The organism is Xanthomonas rydalmerensis, from assembly GCF_033170385.1.
Classification (GTDB): domain Bacteria; phylum Pseudomonadota; class Gammaproteobacteria; order Xanthomonadales; family Xanthomonadaceae; genus Xanthomonas_A; species Xanthomonas_A rydalmerensis.
In genome coordinates, this window is the sequence record NZ_CP126170.1 from 1886444 (window position 1) to 1906525 (window position 20082).

At 69.3% G+C, this 20082-nt stretch carries 22 protein-coding genes; 8 read left to right on the forward strand and 14 right to left on the reverse strand.

The annotated features are described in order from the left end of the window. Nucleotides 1-27 precede the first annotated feature (27 nt). The 9 genes from QN245_RS07775 to QN245_RS07815 form a co-directional block, all read right to left on the reverse strand. Nucleotides 28-1023, reverse strand: coding sequence for a magnesium and cobalt transport protein CorA (locus QN245_RS07775; RefSeq protein ID WP_160965899.1), 996 nt, complete (start codon nucleotides 1021-1023; stop codon nucleotides 28-30). Nucleotides 1024-1073: 50 nt separating this feature from the next. Next, complete coding sequence (locus QN245_RS07780) at nucleotides 1074-2321, reverse strand: lipoprotein N-acyltransferase Lnb domain-containing protein (RefSeq protein ID WP_317845328.1); 1248 nt, start codon at nucleotides 2319-2321, stop codon at nucleotides 1074-1076. Nucleotides 2322-2365: 44 nt separating this feature from the next. Further along, nucleotides 2366-3247, reverse strand: a complete 882-nt coding sequence (locus QN245_RS07785) for a CorC family transporter (RefSeq protein ID WP_160965847.1) — start codon at nucleotides 3245-3247, stop codon at nucleotides 2366-2368. 111 nt (nucleotides 3248-3358) lie between these two features. Then, nucleotides 3359-3973, reverse strand: a complete 615-nt coding sequence (locus tag QN245_RS07790) for a hypothetical protein (RefSeq protein WP_317844992.1) — start codon at nucleotides 3971-3973, stop codon at nucleotides 3359-3361. Between the two features lie 169 nt (nucleotides 3974-4142). Further along, nucleotides 4143-4628, reverse strand: coding sequence for an rRNA maturation RNase YbeY (gene ybeY / locus QN245_RS07795; protein ID WP_017908182.1), 486 nt, complete (start codon nucleotides 4626-4628; stop codon nucleotides 4143-4145). Between the two features lie 182 nt (nucleotides 4629-4810). After that, nucleotides 4811-5377, reverse strand: coding sequence for a hypothetical protein (locus QN245_RS07800; RefSeq protein ID WP_317844993.1), 567 nt, complete (start codon nucleotides 5375-5377; stop codon nucleotides 4811-4813). Then, entirely contained in the window at nucleotides 5374-6360 is a 987-nt protein-coding gene (locus QN245_RS07805) for a PhoH family protein (protein ID WP_184646462.1), read from the reverse strand. Before QN245_RS07805 ends, QN245_RS07800 begins: the two co-directional genes overlap by 4 nt. Before the next feature lie 365 nt (nucleotides 6361-6725). Next, nucleotides 6726-7157, reverse strand: coding sequence for an ACT domain-containing protein (locus QN245_RS07810; protein WP_317844994.1), 432 nt, complete (start codon nucleotides 7155-7157; stop codon nucleotides 6726-6728). Next, complete coding sequence (locus QN245_RS07815; RefSeq protein ID WP_317844995.1) at nucleotides 7154-7651, reverse strand: OsmC family protein; 498 nt, start codon at nucleotides 7649-7651, stop codon at nucleotides 7154-7156. Before QN245_RS07815 ends, QN245_RS07810 begins: the two co-directional genes overlap by 4 nt. A gap of 71 nt (nucleotides 7652-7722) precedes the next feature. On the opposite strand from QN245_RS07815, the gene QN245_RS07820 reads away from it, so the two are divergent. After that, a complete protein-coding gene (locus QN245_RS07820) occupies nucleotides 7723-8388 on the forward strand; it encodes an ArsR/SmtB family transcription factor (RefSeq protein WP_317844996.1) in 666 nt (221 codons plus the stop codon). A gap of 17 nt (nucleotides 8389-8405) precedes the next feature. Here the strand turns inward: QN245_RS07820 and miaB are convergent, their stop codons facing one another. The 3 genes from miaB to QN245_RS07835 form a co-directional block, all read right to left on the reverse strand. Beyond that, nucleotides 8406-9872 carry a tRNA (N6-isopentenyl adenosine(37)-C2)-methylthiotransferase MiaB gene (gene miaB, locus QN245_RS07825; protein WP_317844997.1) on the reverse strand — a complete coding sequence of 489 codons (1467 nt, stop codon included), beginning with the start codon at nucleotides 9870-9872 and terminating at the stop codon, nucleotides 8406-8408. A gap of 154 nt (nucleotides 9873-10026) precedes the next feature. Beyond that, the gene (locus tag QN245_RS07830; RefSeq protein WP_317844998.1) at nucleotides 10027-11064 is read right to left on the reverse strand and encodes a DUF4344 domain-containing metallopeptidase; all 1038 of its coding nucleotides are present in this window, start codon (nucleotides 11062-11064) and stop codon (nucleotides 10027-10029) included. Nucleotides 11065-11172: 108 nt separating this feature from the next. Next, on the reverse strand, nucleotides 11173-11787 hold the full coding sequence (locus tag QN245_RS07835) for a glutathione S-transferase family protein (protein WP_317844999.1): 615 nt from the start codon (nucleotides 11785-11787) through the stop codon (nucleotides 11173-11175). A 76-nt stretch (nucleotides 11788-11863) separates the two neighbouring features. Between QN245_RS07835 and QN245_RS07840 the strand changes: the two genes are divergently transcribed. The 7 genes from QN245_RS07840 (at nucleotide 11864) to QN245_RS07870 (ending at nucleotide 17986) form a co-directional block, all read left to right on the forward strand. Continuing rightward, nucleotides 11864-12838, forward strand: coding sequence for a helix-turn-helix transcriptional regulator (locus QN245_RS07840; RefSeq protein WP_317845000.1), 975 nt, complete (start codon nucleotides 11864-11866; stop codon nucleotides 12836-12838). 99 nt (nucleotides 12839-12937) lie between these two features. Then, nucleotides 12938-13894, forward strand: coding sequence for a lytic transglycosylase domain-containing protein (locus tag QN245_RS07845; RefSeq protein WP_317845001.1), 957 nt, complete (start codon nucleotides 12938-12940; stop codon nucleotides 13892-13894). Between the two features lie 146 nt (nucleotides 13895-14040). Further along, a complete protein-coding gene (petA, locus tag QN245_RS07850) occupies nucleotides 14041-14670 on the forward strand; it encodes a ubiquinol-cytochrome c reductase iron-sulfur subunit (RefSeq protein WP_160965873.1) in 630 nt (209 codons plus the stop codon). 3 nt (nucleotides 14671-14673) lie between these two features. Then, a complete protein-coding gene (locus QN245_RS07855; protein ID WP_317845002.1) occupies nucleotides 14674-15936 on the forward strand; it encodes a cytochrome b in 1263 nt (420 codons plus the stop codon). After that, complete coding sequence (locus QN245_RS07860; protein WP_317845003.1) at nucleotides 15929-16675, forward strand: cytochrome c1; 747 nt, start codon at nucleotides 15929-15931, stop codon at nucleotides 16673-16675. Before QN245_RS07855 ends, QN245_RS07860 begins: the two co-directional genes overlap by 8 nt. A 170-nt stretch (nucleotides 16676-16845) precedes the next feature. Next, nucleotides 16846-17481, forward strand: a complete 636-nt coding sequence (locus tag QN245_RS07865) for a glutathione S-transferase N-terminal domain-containing protein (RefSeq protein WP_010342124.1) — start codon at nucleotides 16846-16848, stop codon at nucleotides 17479-17481. A 73-nt stretch (nucleotides 17482-17554) separates the two neighbouring features. Then, nucleotides 17555-17986: a ClpXP protease specificity-enhancing factor gene (locus QN245_RS07870; RefSeq protein ID WP_017908205.1), complete on the forward strand. Its 432-nt coding sequence runs from the start codon at nucleotides 17555-17557 to the stop codon at nucleotides 17984-17986. Between the two features lie 317 nt (nucleotides 17987-18303). Here QN245_RS07870 and QN245_RS07875 read toward each other — a convergent pair whose 3' ends face one another. Further along, a complete protein-coding gene (locus QN245_RS07875) occupies nucleotides 18304-18648 on the reverse strand; it encodes a DUF3301 domain-containing protein (RefSeq protein WP_184447549.1) in 345 nt (114 codons plus the stop codon). A gap of 272 nt (nucleotides 18649-18920) precedes the next feature. After that, nucleotides 18921-20066: a DUF2272 domain-containing protein gene (locus QN245_RS07880; RefSeq protein ID WP_317845004.1), complete on the reverse strand. Its 1146-nt coding sequence runs from the start codon at nucleotides 20064-20066 to the stop codon at nucleotides 18921-18923. Nucleotides 20067-20082: the final 16 nt, after the last annotated feature.

Sequence of the window (20082 nt, forward strand, 5' to 3'; positions counted from 1 at the left end):
CCCAATCCCGACTCCCCAATCCCGGCCTCACAGCCACCTTGCCCGCTTGAACGCCACATACAGCGCCACGCACACCGCGGCGACGCCGCCGACCATCAGCGGGTAGGCCCAGGGCCATTCCAGTTCCGGCATCTGCTTGAAGTTCATGCCGTACCAGCTGGTGATCAGGGTCGGGGCGGCGAGCAGGGCGGCCCAGGCGCCGAGGCGCTTGACCGTCTCGCCCTGGGCCAGGGTGACCAGCGACAGGTTCACGCTCAGCGCGGTGCCCAGCATCTCGCGCAGGGTGTCGATGGCGTCGTTGGTGCGCACCGCATGGTCGAGCACGTCGCGCACGTACAGCCTTACTTCCTCGGCGATCAGCGGGCCGGGGTGGCGCTTGAGGTGCGCCAGCACGTCCTGCAGCGGCGCCACGCCCAGGCGCATCTGGTTGAGTTCGCGCTTGAGTTCGTACAGGCGGATCGCGGTGTCGCGCCGATAGGCCTCGGCGAAGATGTCCGTCTCCAGGCGTTCCAGGCTCTGCCGGAAGTCGTCGAGGATCGGCTGGTAGTTGTCGACGATGTAGTCCAGCACCGCGTACAGCGCATACGACGGCCCCAGTTTCATCAGCGAGGCCTCGCGTTCCAGCCGCTCGCGCACCGGCGCGTAGGGCAGCGAGGCGCCATGGCGCACGGTCAGCAGGAAGCGCTCGCCGAGGAAGGCGTGGGTCTCGCCGTAGACGATGCGCGCGTCGATCACCTGCGCGGTGTGCACCGCCAGGAACAGCGAATTGCCGAAGGCCTCGACCTTGGGCCGCTGGTGCGCCTTGCGGGTGTCCTCGATCGCCAGTTCGTGCAGCTGGAACTCTTCCTTGAGCTGCTGCAACACGGCGTCGCCGGGCTCGTACATGCCGACCCATACGAAGCCGTCGTCATGCCCGGCCAGCACATCGCTGATCTGCTCCAGGGCGATGTCGTGGCGGCGGCCGTGGCCGTCGTAGTGCACGCAGTTGATGACGCAGGCGGGATTGGCGGTGGCGGAGGCCATGGCGGGATCGGGTTCGGCGGAGACGCGCGTGGCGAGGTGGCGCGACGGTATCAGGGCTGCGGGCGAGGGCGGGTGAGCGCCCAGGCCAGCGCCGCGTGCACCGGCAGCAGCAGTGCGATCCACTGCAGGTTGAACTGCGGCTGCAGCATCGACAGCCAGTGGATCAGCAGCGCGGCGCCGGCCAGCACCACCACCAGCCACAGCAGCACGTCGAACCAGCGCCCGGGGCGGCGCCCGCGCAGCAGCGCCACGCCGCCGACCAGCAGCGGCAGGCACAGCGGATCCAGCAGCAGCAGGTTGCGGTTGCCCCAGGCGGCGCGATGCTCGCTGAAGCCCCACAGGTACAGCAGGACCGCACCGCCCAGCGCGCACAGCAGCCAGAACGGCAGCGCCAGCGCGGCCAGCCAGCGTGGGCGGCGGCCCAGCGCCAGCACACCGGCCGCCGCGGCCAGCCCGACCAGCAGCCACGGCCACCAGTGCCGCAGCTGTTCCGGCGGTTCCGGCGGCAGCCGTTGCGGCAGCAACTGCTGGCGCGCCTGCACCAGCGGGCGGCCGGCGCTGTTGTGAACCTCGTTCAGGCTCTCGGCCAGGCGCATCGGCACGAAGGCTTCTTCCCAGCGCGACAGCGGCTTGTCGGCGTACGGGCCCAGGCCCAGGTCGAAGCCGAGCCACATCCACGGCGCCGGCGAGGCCAGGCGCACCGATTCGCTGCGGTAGGTGTTGCCGCGCGAGCGGCCCGACAGTTGCGCATGCAGCGCCCCGCCCATGGCCCGGTCCAGCGCGTCGCGGACCATCGTGGCGCAGTTGGCGGTGTAGTAGTCGTAGCGGTAGCGGGCATTCTCCGGACGTGCGCGCCAGGCCAGCGCCTGCTCGAGCGCGCGTGCCTGCGCCGGCGCCAGGTCCAGCCACTGGATGTCCACGCCGCGTCCGGCCTCGCGGTACTGCTGCAGATCCTCCTGCAGCGGCAGCGCGACCAGGTAGTAGCGCATGTCGCCGGCGGCGAAGCGGCCGACGAAGCCCGGTTCGCTGGGGTCGAAGAACCCGAAGTTGTACGAGGTGGCCTGGCCCGTGCGCGGATCCAGCACCACGATGGCGTCGTGGCCGAAGCGCTCGAAGAACACTTCGCCGGGCTGCATCGTGGCCACGCCGATGCGCGGCGCCGGGTCGCTGGCATCGGCCGCGGCGGGCGCAGCCGCAACGGGCGCCGCGGGCGTCGGTGCGGCCAGCGGCGGCGGTGACGCCGGATCCGCGGACGTGGTCTGCGCGAAGGCCAGCCCGGCCCACAGGGCCAGCAGCATTCCCAGCCAGCAGGCCGCGCGTCTGCGCGGCACGGCGTGCGTGCTCAAGCGCCGTCCTGCGCAGGCGGCGGCAGGATGGTCACGTGGAAGGCCTGCACCCGGCGCGCGTCGGCCCGCGCCACACGGAATGCGAACCGCCCCAGGGTCAGTTCCTCGCCGGTCTCGGGCAGGTGGCCGATCGCCTCGGTGACCAGCCCGCCGACGGTGTCGTAGTCGTCGTCCGGGAAGTCGGCGCCGAAGCGTTCGTTGAAATCCTCGATCGGGGTCAGCGCATCCACCACGTACTGGCCGTCGGCCTGCGCGGCGATCAGCGACGCCTCGTCCTCGGCGTCGTCGTGCTCGTCGTCGATGTCGCCGACGATCTGCTCCAGCACGTCCTCGATGGTCACCAGCCCGGCCACGCCGCCGTACTCGTCGACCACGATCGCCATGTGGTTGCGCGAGAGCCGGAACTCCTTGAGCAGCACGTTGAGCTTCTTCGACTCGGGAATCAGCACCGCCGGGCGCAGCAGTTCGCGCACCGTGCCCGGACCGTCATCGGCGACCACGCCGCGCAGCAGGTCCTTGGCCAGCAGGATGCCGAGGATGTCGTCCTTGTTCTCGCCGTGCACCGGGAAGCGCGAATGGCCGGATTCGACCACCTGCTTCATCAGGTCGAGGAAACGCGCCTCCACCGGCAGCGAGACCATCTGCGCGCGCGAGATCATCACATCGCCGACGGTGAGTTCGGAGACCGACAGCGCGCCCTCCATCATGCGCAGCGTGTCGGCGGCGATCAGGCCATCGTGCTGCGCGTCGCGCAGCACCTCGACCAGATCGTCGCGGGTGTGCGGATCGCCGGAGAACACCGAGGTCAGGCGTTCCAGCCAGCCGCGACGTTTTTCGTGGGATTCGGGGGAGGAGCTACTCGGTCCGTCTTCTGACATGTTCTGTGGGTAGGCGCCCGGTCGAACGGGCGGTAACCCCAAGTCTAGCAGGGCGGTCGCGACAGCATCGCGACGCCGGCGGCGGGCCATCGGCGGCGCGCCGGCCCGGGTTCAGCCGCCGGGGGGCGGAGTATGCAGCGCGTCGGGTGCCGGTGCCGCGCCCGGTTCCTCGGGCAGGTCCAGGCTGTAGCTGCAGCCGGCCAGGGTCTTGCCGGGGTGCGATTTCACCGTGGACACGCTGAGGATGATCGACTCGATCATCGGCTCGCCGGTCTTGGGGTCGTGGACGTCGCGGCTGAGCACCTCGCGGCCGAACATGGCCTTCTCCGGGGTGTCCACCGCCGCTTCCAGGTTCAGGCGCTTGGCCAGCGGCCGCGGGTCGGGCAGGTCCAGGATCGCCATCACGCTGGAGCCGGAGAAGGCGATGCGCTCGCTGCTGTAGCCGAACACCTGGATCGGCCGGGTCAGCGCGTACTCGGTCATGAACAGGTTGGACTGCGGCAGCGGTCGCCAGCCGTGCGCCACCGCCTTCAGCGGATCGGCCAGCAGCGGCGCCAGCGCACTGAAGTCGGCCACGTGCTGGCGGCATTCCAGCAGCGCCGGCAGGTCGATGGCCGGATCGGCGGCCGTGGTGGCGGCAGGCGCTGCCGCCGGCGGCAAGGCAGGCGCGGCGACCGCTGGAGCGGCGCAGGCGAGCGCGAGCAGGACGAGCGAGGGACGGATCAACGCACGGAACCTCGAAGGAAAACGGGGCGGCGATCGCCGCGCGGCCACGTTACCGCCGGCGCCTGCGCTTGACCAGCGTGGGAGAGGTGGGCGACACACCGAGCCCCTCTCCCCCCGGGAGAGGGGTTGGGGTGAGGGTCGGTCGCGGCAGAGAGCGCGGGATATCGGATCAACGCTCGCCGGCGTAGGGGTCGGACACGCCGAGGTCGGCGAGGATCTCGCGCTCCAGTTGCTCCATCGCCTCGGCTTCCTTGTCGTCCTCGTGGTCCCAGCCGAGCAGGTGCAGCACGCCGTGCACGGTCAGGTGCGCGTAATGCGCGTTCAGCGGCTTGTCCTGTTCGGCGGCTTCGCGCGCCACCACCGGTGCGCAGATCACCAGATCGCCGAGCAGCGGCAGCTTGACGCCCTTCGGCAGCCCCTCCGGCAGTTCCGCCGGGAAGCTGAGCACATTGGTGGCGTAGTCCTTGCCGCGGTAGTGCTGGTTGAGGGCGCGGCCTTCGCGGTCGTCGACCAGGCGGATCGCCAGATCGGCCTCGCGGATGCGGCCCTTCAGCGCCGCGGCGACCCATTTGCGAAAGCTCGGCGCCGCCGGCAGCCCGGCACGGGGCAGGGCGTAGCTGACGCCGACATCGAGGCGGACGGGACCTTTGGTCATGGCGGAACGGCCGGGTGCAGCGGTGGGGGCCACAGTATCGCGCTAACGCGCGCTCAGGGCGACGCCCCGTCGCCTGCTTCGTAGGCGATCTCGATCACTGTCGTGTGGTCGATGCCGGCGTCCGCTGCGCAGTTCCGGTCATGCACGCCTTGTCCTGGAGCGGCAGACGCGCCACTACAGACTCAGGTGACGCATTCGACCAGGAACAGCACGGGCTTTTTTTCGGCGTCTATGCGGTACGCCACGCTGCCCATCGGGCCTTGCTGGCATTGCGGATTGTCGTGCCGGATCTCCACCGTGGCGGCGAAGCGCCCCGAAGCAGAGAGCCATACGGCGGCCTGGCCGCGTTCGAGCAGGCGGCCGACCAGGTAGAGGCTGTCCGCTGGCACCTTGGCGTAGGCCAGCGCGTTGCAGCCGAAGCGATCGCGTGTCACGCCGGCGGTTTCGGCCGCATCGAGCAGCGCTTGCGCGCGGGTGCCGGCGATCCAGGCCAGGCGTTGCGCTTCGTCGCCGCGCGGTGCGGTCGGCGAGGTACGGGAAATTGCCGCAGCGCGCTCGAGGACGTCGCGCGGCAGGCCGATGCTGGCCGCGTCCTGCACGATCGACAGGCAGGGCGGGGTCAGCGATTGCGCCAGGGCGATGCGCTGCGGTGCCGGGTTCTGCGCGCGCGGCGGGTCCGACGAATGGCCGCTGGCGCCACCGGCCACGCCGAGCAGCGCTGCCAGCAGGCCGGGCCAGGGCCGGATCATGCGGCGGGTCCGGTGGCGCGGTCGACGACGTCGCGCTTCTCGTAGGCGTTGACGATGCGCGCCACCAGCGGATGCCGGACCACGTCGCGTGCCTCGAAGAAGGTGAAGCTGACCCCGTCCACCTCGTGCAGCACCTCGATGGCGTCGCGCAGGCCGGACTTGACGTGCTTGGGCAGGTCGATCTGGGTCAGGTCGCCGGTGACCACCGCGGTGCTGCCGAAGCCGAGCCGGGTCAGGAACATCTTCATCTGCTCGATGGTGGTGTTCTGCGCCTCGTCCAGGATCACGTAGGCGTCGTTGAGGGTGCGTCCGCGCATGTACGCCAGCGGCGCGATCTCGATGACGTTCTTTTCCAGCAGCTTGACCACCTTCTCCACGCCCAGCATCTCGTACAGCGCGTCGTACAGCGGGCGCAGGTAGGGATCGACCTTCTGGCTGAGGTCGCCGGGCAAAAAGCCCAGCTTCTCGCCGGCCTCCACCGCCGGGCGCACCAGGATCAGGCGCTGCACCCGCGATTCGTTCAGCGCTTCCACCGCGCTGGCCACGGCCAGGAAGGTCTTGCCGGTGCCGGCCGGGCCGATGCCGAAGTTGATGTCGTGGGTGGCGATCTGGTGCAGGTACTTGGCCTGGTTGGCGCCGCGGCCGCGCACGGTGCCGCGCCTGACCTTGATCGCCACTTCTTGCGGCTGGTATGCGCGCTGCGCCACCTGGTCGACGTTGGACTGATTGAGCCGCAGGTGGATTTCCTGGTCGTCGAAGGTGACGTGGTCGGCCTCGACATACAGCGCCTGCAGCAGCCGCTCGGCCGCCGCCACCGCCTGCTCCGGTCCGGTCACCCGGTACACGTTGCCGCGGTTGGAGATCTCCACGCCCAGGCGCAGTTCGATCTGCCGCAGGTGCGCGTCGAACGGGCCGGCCAGGTTGGCCAGGCGCTCGGTGTCGGCGGGATCCAGGGTGAAGTCGCGTTGCGCAGGGGTGGTCATGGCGGGCGCACACCGCCAGCGGCGGTGTCGAAGAAACGAGGGGCGCAAAGGGTAGCGCGCAGCGCGTAGCCGGGCCAGTGAAGGACGCGGGCGGCGGCCCCGTGGTGCGCAGGCCGCCGCGGTGGAGGTGCGCCGGGCGGATCGGCGCGCGCAGGCGCGGCGCCACCGCCGCGATCCTCGCGCCGCGGCGATGGCAACGTTGTCCACAATGGATGTGGATCGATTGTCCAAAAGCCTGTGGACAACCGCGCGAATACCTCGCTGCGCAAGGCCCCGGCCTGTGCTGGCGAAAAAATCGCACCGATCCGCCCGGCAACGCCTGCATGACGGCGGCGCTGGTCCCGCGGAATCGGTTGCGGCGCGTCTTATCGACGATCGCCAGCGTCGGTGTCGCCTTCGCAGCGCGCCTCGCGGGCCTGCATCCATGCGTCCGCAATCGCGCATGCACCGGCGGGGTCGTCCACGACCAGGATCAGTTGCCCGTGGTGGTCGCTGTACTGCACGGTGATGTTGATGCCGGCGGCGCCGAGCATGCCGGTCAGCAGGCCGAGCTGCCCCGGCGTTTCCTGGTCCAGGCGCAGGCTCACCACCGGGTGTTCGGCGGCCACGTGGAAACCGTGCGCGCGCAGGGTCTCGCTTGCCGGTGCGGCGGCGTCGAACAGGAAGTGCGCGACCGCGCGTCCGTCCACGCGCCACACGCCACCGCCTTCGATGCTGATGCCGGCCGCGCCGAGTGCCTGGGCCATGGCGGACAGGGCGCCGGGGCGGTCTTCGAGGCGGATTTCGACGTCCTTCATCGGCCTGCCTCCGGCGAACTGTCCAGGCACACGATCGTCGCTTCGCAACGCACCGGCATGGCGCAGCTGTTGGCGACGAAGCACTGCGCGTGGGCCTGCGCGTGCAAGGCCTGCGCGCGGCGCGCATCGCCGTCCGCCGCGATGGTCACCCGTGGCGCCAGTGCCACCTCGCGAAAGCGTCCGCCCTGGCCTGGGCGAAGCGCCAGCCAGCCCTGGGCCTGGTCCTCGTAGGCGAGCACCCGGATGCCGGCGTGCGCGCACAGGGCCAGGTAGGTGAGCATGTGGCAGGCGGCGAGCGCGCCCACCAGCAGATCCTCGGGGTTGTGCAGCGTCGGGTCGCCGCGGAAGCGCGGGTCGGCGCTGCCGGCCAGCGCCGCTTTGCCGGGAACCTGCAGCGTGTAGTCGCGACCGTAGCCGCTGTAGTCGACGGTGCCGTTGCCGCGGTTGCCGGTCCAGTGCAACTGCGATGCGTAGTGGTGGAGCGTGTCGGTCATGCGCCTGCCTCGTGTGGAGAGCGGGCACGGTAGGCGCCGGCGCGGCGCCATGCTTCGTCTAGAATCGAAGCATGAGCGAAGACACCCTGCTTGCGCGCGCCGCCTTCCTGCTCGGTGATGCGGCGCGTAGCCGCATGCTGGCGGCGTTGATGAGCGGGCAGGCGCGCACCGCCAGCGAACTGGCGCTGGACGGTGAGGTCGCGCCATCGACCGCCAGCCGGCATCTGGCGCAACTGGTCGATGCCGGCTTGATCGAGGTGGCGCAACAGGGTCGGCACCGCTATTTCCGCTTGGCCGGCGCGCAGGTCGCGGCGGCGGTCGAGGCGATGATGGGGCTGGCGCCGCCAACGATGACGCGGCGGGTCGGCCCAGCGGATCCCGCCTTGCGCCGGGCGCGGGTGTGCTACGACCACCTCGCCGGCGAACTGGCGATCGCCTGGCGCCAGCAGATGGAAGCGCGCGGGCACCTGCTGTGCAGCGACGGCATGGCCCTGAGCGCGTCCGGCGCGGACTGGTGCGCGGCGATCGGCATCGACGTCGTGGTGCTGCGTGCGTCGCGCCGGCCGTTGTGTCGGCCGTGCCTGGACTGGAGCGAGCGCCGCGACCACGTCGCCGGTGCGCTGGGCAGCGCCGTGCTCAAGTACCTCTTCGACACCGGCCTGGCCCGGCGCGTGCCGGATTCGCGGGTGGTGCAGATCGGCGCGCGCGGCGAGGCGTTCCTCAGCGCGCTCGACTAGGGCGTGCCCGCCGCCGCTCAGGCCGCGGCGTCGTCCTCGGCCAGATGCAGGCGGCCGCGCAGCGAATTGCTCAGCGCTTCGGTGATCGTCACCTCGACGAACTGGCCGACCAGGCGCGGGTGGCCGGGGAAGTTCACCGAGCGCATGTTCTCGGTCTTGCCGGTCAGCTCGGCCGGGTTCTTCTTCGACGGCCCTTCCACCAGCACGGTCTGCACGCTGCCGACCATGTTTTGCGAGATCTGCTGCGCATGCGCATTGATGTGCGCCTGCAGCCGCGCCAGCCGCGCATGTTTGACCGCCTCGGGGGTGTCGTCTTCCAGGTCGGCGGCGGGCGTGCCCGGGCGCCGCGAGTAGATGAAGGAGAAGCTCTGGTCGAAGCCCACGTCCTCGATCAACTTCATGGTCTTCTCGAAGTCGGCGTCGGTCTCGCCGGGGAAGCCGACGATGAAGTCCGAGCTGATCGAGATGTCCGGGCGCACCGCGCGCAGCTTGCGGATCTTCTGCTTGAACTCCAGCGCGGTGTAGCCGCGCTTCATCGCGCTGAGGATGCGGTCGCTGCCGGCCTGCACCGGCAGGTGCAGGTAGTTGGCCAGCTGCGGCACGTCGCGGTAGGCCTCCACCAGCGAGTCGCTGAACTCCAGCGGATGCGAGGTGGTGAAGCGGATGCGGCCGATGCCCTCGATCTGCGCGATGCTGCGGATCAGCAGGCCCAGGTCGGCGACCTGCGCTTCCTCGCCGGCCTCGGCGTCGGCGTAGGGACCGCGGTAGGCGTTGACGTTCTGGCCGAGCAGGTTGATCTCGCGCACGCCCTGCGCCGCCAGTTGCGCCACTTCCACCAGCACGTCCTCGAACGGCCGGCTGATCTCCTCGCCGCGGGTGTAGGGCACCACGCAGAACGAGCAGTACTTGGAGCAGCCTTCCATGATCGACACGAAGGCCGACGGGCCTTCGGCGCGCGGCTCCGGCAGGCGGTCGAACTTCTCGACTTCGGGGAAGCTGATGTCCACCTGCGACTTGCCCGATGCGCGCCGCGCGCGGATCAGTTCCGGCAGCCGGTGCAGGGTCTGCGGGCCGAACACCAGGTCCACGTAGGGCGCGCGCTTGACGATGGCCTCGCCTTCCTGCGACGCCACGCAGCCGCCGACGCCGATGATCACCGGCTTGCCGCCGGCCTTCAGCGCCTTCCAGCGACCGAGCTGGCTGAACACCTTCTCCTGCGCCTTCTCGCGGATCGAGCAGGTGTTGACCAGGACCACGTCCGCTTCTTCCGGGTTGTCGGTCAGCTCCAGGCCCTCGGACGCGGCGAGCACGTCGGCCATCTTGGCCGAGTCGTACTCGTTCATCTGGCAACCGTGGGTCTTGATGTACAGCTTGCCGCGCACCACGGTCGGTGGTGCCGGCCGTGCGCTCGGCAGCGGCAGCAGGGCGGGGACGTCCGCGGCGGCGGTCGCGGTCGGCGAAACAGGGGCGGGCGTCCCGGGCATGGCGCTTATTCCAGACGGGTTGCGGGCGGGCAGCCGGCGACGGCTGCGGTGAGCCACATAGTGTATCGGGAACCGCGCCAGGACGTTGCGCGGTGGCCAGTCCGGCACGGAAGGCGCAGACGGCCGGCGTTGTCGCCGGCCGCCCGGGTGCGGCTCAGCGCACGTAGGGGGATTCGGCGTTCTCTTCCTGCTTGCGCTTGGCTTCGTCGTAGCGCCGCTGCGCCTCTTCGCCGCTCATCCGGTACTTGGGTGCGAGATGCGGCAGCAGCAACTTGGCCCAGGCGGTAGTGATGCGTTCGCTTTCGGTCTGGCAGCGCAGGGCACGGTCCTCGGGCAGCATGCCGCTGGTGACCAGGCGCAGGTATTTGGCCGGGTCGTGCCCGTACAGCATGCACATCAGGTTGTAGAAGCGTTGCTGACCGAGCGAATGCTCGTCGGCGAAGTCGGCCGCGCCGTACTGTTCCTTGGTGTTCAGCATGAAGAACAGACCGGCCAGGCGCAGGTTCTCAGCCAGAATGCTCGGCGACTCGTTGGGGGCCATGAACATCAGCATGAGCGATGAGGCCAACTGATCGGCAGCATCCTCTTCACGGCCGGTGCTGGGCAGCTTCAGCATGTCGATCAGCGCGTGGCCGAATTCGTGCAGCATGATGAAGCGTGCGTTGGCGAGCAGGAAGCGTGCGCTGAAGTTTTGATCCTGGTTCTGTTCGCCGAGGCCGGCGCCGACCTTGACCAGCATGTCCACCATTTCATAGCACATCACCAATTCGTGCTTGGCGGGCGAGTAAAAGGCATTGATCTGGCCGCATTCGGCCGCGATCAGATGCAGCGGCCCCGGCAGCATCAGCATCCCGTCCATCGCGTTGATCTCGGGCAGGCGATGCAGGATGTCGATGTCGACGGCGAAGTCGTGCGCCTCCTTCAGGTCGGGATTCTTCGGCGCGACATACTCGTAGGTGAACTTGACCCCTTCCGCGGCCACTGCATCCGCGGCCGGCGCCGGCGGAGCCCCGGCGGCCTTGTCGGCCTCGGCGGCCTCGGCCTGCTTGGGGTCGGCTGGCTTGGCCGCGGTTGCCGCCACCGGCGCTGCCGCCGTCGGGGCGGCCTGTTGCGCCTTCCAGGTGCTGTATCCCCAGGCGCCGCTGACCGCCAGCAACGCGAACAGCAGAATTGCGATCAAGATCTTTTGCATGGCGATGTCTTCCTTGGCGTCGATGGCGAGTCCGTGCGCGGAGCACACGCAACGCGAATGGTACGGTGCAGACTCTCTGCAGGAAAGCTGCGGCGTCGCTGGCAGGGCTCAGGCGGCGGCGTCCACCGCCAGCGCGCGCTGTACCGCCGGCCGCGCCGCCATGCGTTCCGCGTAGGCGCGGGTCGGCGCCGGCGGATCGAGCAGGCCGAACCCCAGCATCCAGCCCAGTGCGCTGCCCCACAGCACGTCGGCGGCGCTGCAGCGGTCGCCGAGCAGGTAGTCGCCGCGCGCCAGTTGCGCGTCCACCACCGCCAGTACGGTGTCGCAGTCGGCATACGGCGACATCGCCCGCGGCGGCGGGGCGCGCTTGAGCACGCGATCGACCAGTGCCGGTTCGAAGCAGGCGCCGTAGAACGCCAGCCAGCGCAGGTAGGGGCCGCGCAGCGGGTCGCCGATCGGCGGCGCCAAGCCGGCCTCGGGATACAGGTCGGCCAGGTAGGGGTAGATCGCGCCCTGTTCGGTGACCACCGCGCCGGCATGCACGATGGCCGGCACCTTGCCCATCGGGTTGATCGCCAGGTACTCCGGCGCCAGTTGCCCCTGCCGATCGAAGTCGATGCGCTCGATGGCGTAGTCGGCGCCCAGCTCCTCGAGCAGGATCAGCACGCCGCGCGAGCGTGAATGCGGGTTGTGGAACAGGGTGACGTGGCGGTCGGCGGTCATGGGCGGCTCCTGGGTGGTCGGTGCGGGCAGCCTAGACCCCATTGCGGACAGCTTCTGTCCGCAATAGCGTGCATGGATGTCATCGCCCGCCGCCCGCCTGTTGCGCCTCATCGCCCTGCTGCAGACCCGCCGGCTGTGGTCCGGCGCCGAGCTGGCGGCGCGGCTGGGGGTGGACCGGCGCAGCCTGCGCCGCGACGTGGAGCGGCTGCGCGCGCTGGGCTATGCGGTGGAGGCGGCGGCCGGCGTCGGCGGCGGCTACCGGCTCGCGGCGGGCGCGCAGATGCTGCCGTTGCTGTTCGAGGAGGACGAAGCGGTGGCGGTCGCGGTGGCGCTGCGCGCCGCCTGCGCCAGCATGGCCGGCCTCGAGGACACCGCGGTGCGGGTGCTGGCCAAGCTCGAACCGCTGCTGCCGGCGAGGGTGCGGCAGCGCGCCAAGGCCCTGCAGGGAGCGACCCTGGCGCTGGGCCAGGACCCCCTGCGGCCGGACACGCGGGTGCTGATCGGTGTCGCCAGCGCCTGCCGCGATCGGCGCCTGCTCGGCTTCGCCTACCGCGACCACGGCGGCCGCGCCAGCCAGCGCCTGGTGGAGCCGTTGCGCCTGGTCAATGCCGGCCGCCGCTGGTACCTGCTGGCCTGGGACCGCGACCGTGCCGACTGGCGTACCTTCCGCGCCGAGCGCATCGTGCCGCCCTTGCAGCTCGGCGCGGCGGTGGCGTTGCGCCTGCCGCCGCAGGAACCGGCCGCCATGGTCGATGCGGCGATCCGCTACAGCCCGCAGGCGCTGGGCTTCGCCCTCAGCGTACGGCTGCGTGGCAGCGCCGCCGAGTTGGGCGCGCGCATTCCGCTGTGGTGCGGCACCCTGCAGGACGAGGCCGACGGCCACTGTCGGCTGTCGCTGCTGGCCGACGCGATACCGTGGCTGGCAGCGCAGTTGCTGACCCTCGGCGTGCCGTTCGCCGGGCTGGAGGCTACGCCCGAGGTGCGTGCGGCGCTGCGTGAGGCGCTGAACGCGTTGCTGGAGCAGGTGCCGGAGTCGGTTCCGGTGGGATAGGTGCTACGGCCAGGGAGGGCACACTGACCGCTCGGCCGCGTCGCGGCCTCGAGCGGCCTGGACTTGGCAAGCGCCAGGGAAGTTGGGACACTCGCCGCCATGAAGGGGAAGCTGTGGCTCCTGGGGCTGGGACTCGCCACGTTGACGGCTGCGCCGGCCAGCGCCGGCACCCTGTACAAGTGCACCGGCGGCGACGGCGTGCCCAGCTACGGCAGCAAGCGCGTGTCCGGCGCCAACTGCAGCGTGATCGGCCGCTACACCCCTGACCGCCGCGCCGCGCGTACCGCCCCGGCGCCAGCGCCGGCCAGGGCCAGCACCGAGCGGCCGCCCAGCCGCGGCGTCATCGCCAACGCCGGCACCGTGGCGCCGGCCACCCTGATCAGCGCGCCGGTCACGGCCCCCACATCTGTCACTGCCAATGCCATGCCCAATCGCGTGGCGCCGGTGCCGCCCAGCAGCAGCGGTACGCCACGGCGCCTGGTCAGTGGCCAGCTGTACTCGTACATGAAGGACGGCGTGCGCCACTACACCAGTGCGCGCCCGACCCAGGTCGCCAATCTCGGCGCGGTGCGCACGATCCGCTACAGCTTCATGGAGACCTGCTACGCCTGCGCCAACCCGGGGGTGAACTTCGGTGCGGTGCGGCTGAACACCACCGCCTACCAGAGCGAGATCGCCGCCGCCGCGCGCGAATATGGGGTCGACGAGGCGGTGGTGCGCGCCATCATCCATGCCGAGTCCGCCTACAACCCGATGGCGCTCAGTCGTGCCGGCGCGCAGGGGCTGATGCAGTTGATGCCGCCCACCGCACGCCGCTTCGGCGTCAGCGATTCGTATGATGCAGCGCAAAATATTCGCGGCGGCGTGCAGTACCTAGCGTGGCTGCTGAAGCGCTTCAACGGCAACCTCAGCCTGGCCGCGGCCGGCTACAACGCCGGCGAGGGTGCCGTAGACAAACACGGCGGCGTGCCGCCGTACAGCGAGACCCAACGCTACGTGCAACGGGTGGGCGTGCTCGCCGAGCGCTACCGCGGCGTGCTGGCGACCGCGCATTGAGTCGTCGCCGCGGCCCGGCAGGAGGCGTTGCGCGTCCATTGTCGGCGCGTTAAGGGTTCCGCTACACTGCAGTGGATTCAGTGCGGCTCGACCCCCACCGAGCTGCTGGCAGCCTCACGCTACCCAATCACAGATCGGAGTGCCGGATGGCCAACGATGGGGTCAACGATTCTGTAAACGTAGGACGCCGCCGCTTTCTCACCGCCACCACGTCCGTCGTGGGCGCGGTCGGTGCGGGGTTCGTCGCGGTTCCTTTCATCAAGTCCTGGAATCCGAGCGCAAAGGCCAAGTTGGCCGGCGCGCCGGTCACCGCCGACATCAGCGCCCTGCAGGAAGGCCAGCGCCTGATCCTGGAGTGGCGCGGCCAGCCGATCTGGATCGTCAAGCGCTCCAAGGCGATGCTCGACGCGTTGCCGTCGCTGGACGGCCGGCTCAAGGATCCGGAGTCCACCAACAAGGACCAGCAGCCGGACTACGTGCTGAAGAATCCGGAGTACCGCTCGATCAAGCCCGACGTCTCGGTGCTGGTCGGCCTGTGCACCCATCTGGGCTGCTCGCCGGAAATGGTCGCCGAGATTCGCCCCGAACCCTACGACGCCGATTGGAAGGGCGGTTACTTCTGCCCTTGCCACAAGTCGCGCTTCGACATGTCCGGCCGCGTGTTCCAGGGCGTGCCGGCGCCGATCAACCTGCTGGTGCCGCCGCACCATTATCAGGACGACAACACCCTGGTGATCGGCGTCGACCCGGCCGGGTCCGCGAAGGGAGGGGCGTAAGTCATGGCCGACAACATCCTCACCCGCACCGCGGGCAACGTGTTCGACTGGGTCAACGAGCGCGCCCCTGGGCTGATGCCGTTCTACCGCAAGCACGTCACCGAGTACTACGCGCCGAAGAACTTCAACCTTTGGTACTACTTCGGCTCGTTGGCGATGGTGGTGCTGGTCAACCAGATCGTCACCGGCATCTTCCTGACGATGCACTACAAGACCAGCGCGGCCGAGGCGTTCAACTCGGTCGAGTACATCATGCGCGACGTCGAGTGGGGCTGGCTGATCCGCTACATGCACTCCACCGGCGCCTCGCTGTTCTTCATCGTGGTGTACCTGCACATGTTCCGCGGGCTGATGTACGGCAGCTACAAGAAGCCGCGCGAGCTGGTGTGGATCCTGGGCATGCTGATCTACCTGGTGCTGATGGCCGAAGCCTTCATGGGCTACGTGCTGCCCTGGGGGCAGATGTCGTTCTGGGGCGCGAAGGTGATCATCTCGCTGTTCGGTGCCATCCCGGTGATCGGCAACGGCCTGACCGAGTGGATCATGGGCGATTACCTGCCGTCCGACGCCACCCTCAACCGCTTCTTCGCCCTGCATGTGATCGCCCTGCCGCTGGTGCTGCTGCTGCTGGTGGTGCTGCACCTGGGCGCGCTGCACGAGGTCGGCTCCAACAATCCCGAAGGCGTGGAGATCAAGAAAGGGCCCAAGGGCAATCGCTGGAGCCCGAACAAGCCGGCCGACGGCATCCCGTTCCATCCGTACTACACGGTCAAGGATCTGGTCGGCGTCGGCTTCCTGCTGATGATCGGTGCCTTCATCATCTTCTTCGTGCCCGGCTTCGGCGGCCTGTTCCTGGAGCACGACAACTTCACCGAGGCCAACCGCCTGGTGACACCGGAGCACATCAAGCCGGTCTGGTACTACACCCCTTACTACGCGATGTTGCGGGTGGTGCCGAACAAGCTCGGTGGCGTGCTGGTGATGTTCTCGGCGATCGCGATCCTGTTCCTGGTGCCCTGGCTGGACCGCGCCAAGGTCAAGTCGATCCGCTACCGCGGCTGGATCTCGCGGGTGATGCTGGGAATCCTGGTGGTGTGCTTCGTCTGGCTCGGCGTGATCGGTTCCGGCCCCGGTACCGAGATCATCGAGACCTATATCGGCCGCGTGCTGACCGTGCTGTATTTCGCCTTCTTCCTGACGATGCCGATATGGACCTCGCTGGATCGAACCAAGCCGGTGCCGGAGCGGGTGAGCAGCCATGACTAAGCGCCTGATCGCTGTGCTCGCCGGCGTCGCCTCGGCGCTGCTGCTGTCCGCCTCGGCCATGGCCGCCGAGGGCGCCGCCACCCTGCAGGCCGGCAACGACCTGGGCGACCGCGCCTCGCTGCAGCGTGGCGCCAAGCTGTTCATGAACTACTGTTCCGGCTGCCACTCGCTGAAGTACCTGCGCTACCAGCGCATGGCCGAGGATCTGGGCCTGAGCGAGGACGAGGTGATGCACAACCTCAACTTCACCGGCGCCAAGATCGGCGAACACATCGAGACGGCGATGCCGCACGATGCGGCGACCAAGTGGTTCGGCAAGGCGCCGCCGGACCTGAGCCTGATCGCCCGCGTGCGCGGCACCGACTGGGTCTACACCTACCTCAAGTCGTTCTATCTCGACCAGTCGCGGCCGCTGGGCTGGAACAACAAGCTGTTCGCCAATGCCTCCATGCCCAATCCCTTGTGGGATCTGCAGGGTCTGCAGCAGCCGGTCTACGGCAAGGCCGAGCAGCCGGGCGTGGACAAGCCGGTGGAGCGGCTGCAGCTGGCGACACCGGGCAAGCAGAGCCCGGTCGAGTTCGACCAGACGGTGCGCGACATCAGCAATTTCCTCGAATACGCCGGCGAGCCGGCGGCGTTGAAGCGGCAGAGCCTGGGCGTGTGGGTGGTGCTGTTCCTGGCGCTGCTGACCTTCCTGGCCTATCTGCTGAAGAAGGAATACTGGAAGGACGTGCATTGAGCGGCGGCCGTCTCGGCCGCATCCCGGCTGCACCGTTGCTGAGCCGATCCCCTGTTCATCCTATTGGCTTTTGTGAGCGAGGGTTGCACACTCAGGGGCCGTGACGACCGTCCGCAATGTGCGGGCGGCGTCGATGCGGCCGGCGGATTCCGGCCGTCGGAGAGCCTTGAATGGCGGCGAGTTTGCGCATGCGAAATACCTTGACGTTGTTTTCCTCCACGGATGATGTCCTGTGCCACCGCGTCCGCCTGGTGCTCGCGGCCAAGGGCGTGACCTACGATTTCGTGGCGGTGGATCCGCAGAATCCGCCGGAAGACCTGATCGACCTGAATCCCTACCACTCGGTGCCGACCCTGGTGGAGCGCGAGCTGGTGCTGTACGCCGCCTCGGTGGTCAGCGAGTACCTGGACGAGCGCTATCCGCATCCGCCGCTGATGCCGGTGGACCCGCTTTCGCGCGCGCGCCTGCGCCTGGCGATGCTGCGCATCGAGCACGACTGGGTGCCGCAGGTGCAGGCGATCCAGCTCGGCAACAAGGCCCAGGCCGAAGCCGGGCGCAAGCGCCTGAAGGAACTGCTGACCGCGTCGGTGCCGCTGTTCAAGGCCAGCAAGTTCTTCCTCAATCCGGAGATGAGCCTGGCCGATTGCGCGATGGCGCCGATCATCTGGCGCCTGCAGGCGCTGGACATCCCGCTGCCGAAGGACGGCAAGGCGATCGAGGATTACGGCAATCGCATCTTCCGCAATCCGGGATTCATCCGCAGCCTGACCGACCAGGAAAAGAAACTGCGCGACCTGCCGGCATGATGCTGTCCGCCGCGCCGTCCCCGCTGACTTCCGAGCTGTACCGGCGTTGCGTGCCGGCACGTAGAATGGGCGCATGAGCGACGACACTTCCCGCATGACCAGCCATCGCCCGTACCTGCTGCGGGCGCTGGTGGAATGGATCAACGACAACGGCATGACCCCGCACATCCTGGTGGATGCGGGACTGCCCGGCGTCCAGGTGCCGCCGAGCGCGGTCAAGGACGGGCGGGTGGTACTGAACATCGCCGAGCGCGCGGTGGTGCGGTTGCAGATCGACAACGACGGGGTCAGCTTCACCGCCCGCTTCGGGGGCGTCAGCTACCCGGTGCAGGTGCCGATGTCCGCGGTGCTGGCGGTCTATGCGCGCGAAACCGGGCAGGGCATGGCGCTGCCGGACGACATCCACGGCGCCAGCGAACCGCCGGGCGACGACACTCCGCCACCGCCGCGGCCGGGCGGTTCCGACGACGCCGGCAAGCGTCCGCGTCTGCGCGTGGTCAAGTAAGCAGTGGATGTGCGGCCCCGGTGGCCGCGCGCTGGCCCCGCGAGCTGGTGTTTTTCAGTGTGCGAGCATCGCACGCACCGCGTTCCGTCGTAGGAGCGGCTTCAGCCGCGACGGGCGTTACTGGTAAAGCCGATCGCGGCTGAAGCCGCTCCTACAACAGGCGGGGCGAATCCCTGCGAATGCCCGCTGGACGCGCCGGTGTCGAGGATCGAGGACGGTCGCCGTCCATTCCAGGTGGCACGCGAAGCGGTGTTGACCCACCTTTGCTGCCGCCCAAGAGGCCGCACGCCATCGGTGCGCAGTCGTGATAACTCGGCTCAGTCGCGCTGCGCGCGCGCTTCCTGCAGGCTGCTCACGCTGGCCACCGACGGCCCGCTGAAGGCGATCAGCTGGTCGCCGAGCAGCACCAGACGCCCGCTGTGGCGGTCGGTGCCGTCGTAGGAATAGTCGAAACGGAAGCTGCGCTCGAAGCCGAGCCAGCCGTTGGGCAGACGCCGCAGGCGCAGGCCGGTGCCGTGCACGCTCTGGTCCAGCCACTGCACGTCGGCGGCCTTGCAGGCATTGCGGCCGAGGATTTCGGCGCGTTCGGCGGCGGCGCGCGCGGCGTTCCAGAACGCGAACACCGCGGCGCCGGCGATCATCAGCAGGATCAGGCTGGGCATGGCGCCACTGTAGCGAGGCGGCGGTAGGCGGGCAATCTTGGGGCGGGGATTGGGGATTGGGGATTGGGGATTGGCGGGCCTGTCCGCGGCTGACGGGGCGATGCTGCGCGTTCGCGTACCTTCAGGTGCCTGCGGGTAGTGCCGAGTTAGAGGCCTAGTCGTCACCATCACCCTGAGCGCCCGCCGCTTGCGCAATGCCTCGATTGCCCAAGGGATACGCTCGCTGGTTGGTTTTTTAGAGATGCCCCCGCGTCGCAATGGACGAACACGTTTCAGCCTTGCGGCTGTGGCTGTGGCTGTGGCTGCGGTTCGGTCTTGGGCGCTTCTTTGTTGGAGGGTACGCCGGGTTGTGGCGGAGCGGGCACCGCGGCGGGTGCGGGCGGAGTCGGCGTGGTCGGGGCGTTATGCGGTGCTGGCGGCACGGCAAGCGGGCCGGGTGCCCCGCTCGCTGGCGTCGCGGTCGGCGTCGCGATCGGTGCGGACGCTGGCATGGTGGGCGCGGTCGGTAGCAGCATCTGCGCCTGGGGTTGCAGCTTCAGCAGGGCCGACCAGTCCTGGCGGTTGAAGTCGCACAGTTCCTCGTGGCCGGGCGTGCATTCGAGCGCGGCGCCTTCGTCGTTCTGGTCCTGCGCCAGCGGCGCATCCAGTTGTAGGCGCCCGCTGCGATCCAGCTTGAGCTTGCGCATGGTTACCGCGTTGAACACGTTGCCGCCGATCAGATACAGGGTCTGGTCGCCGCCGACATTGGCCGCGACCACGATGTCGCAATGCGATTCCCACGGCAGCGGGCGGCCGCGCGCCAGCGCCTCGCGCAGGCCGGCAGCGCCGACCGGCTGCCGGCGGCCGCGCAGGAAACACAGCAGGTCGCCGGGCGCGGGTTTTTCCTGCTGCGGGTCGGCAAGGCGATAGGGCAGGCCGTCGGCGCCGGCCTGGTAAGCGGCGCGGATGTAGTCGATATGGCGGATCGAGGTGTGGAAGCCGGCCACGCCAGCGCGCACCATCACGTAGGACACGAAGGCCGCCGACCACGGGTTGTCGACGATGAAGGCGCGGCAGTCGTTCTCGCGGTAGCGCGACCCGTCCAGCTGCTGGCAGCTCTCGGCGCCGTCGAAGCGGCCCATCGCGCCCAGCGTGCCGCTGTCGCGCCAGTACGTGGCGACGCGCTGCCAGGCTTCGATGCCATCGTCGGCAAGGTCGGCGCGCTCTGCCTCGGTGACGCGCAGGCCGGCCAGGCGGCCGTCGCGATCGATGAACGGGCGCCACCACAGCCGGTGTTCGTTGCAGGCGGTGCGCACGATCGCCACTGCCGCCGGAGTCAGGCCGAAGCGCGGCGGCAGATCGCAGACTTCCGCGGCCGCGGCGCGGCCGGCGGGAAACAGGGCGGCGACACACAGCAGCGCGAACCAGGGGCGGAACATCGGCGAACTCGGCGGG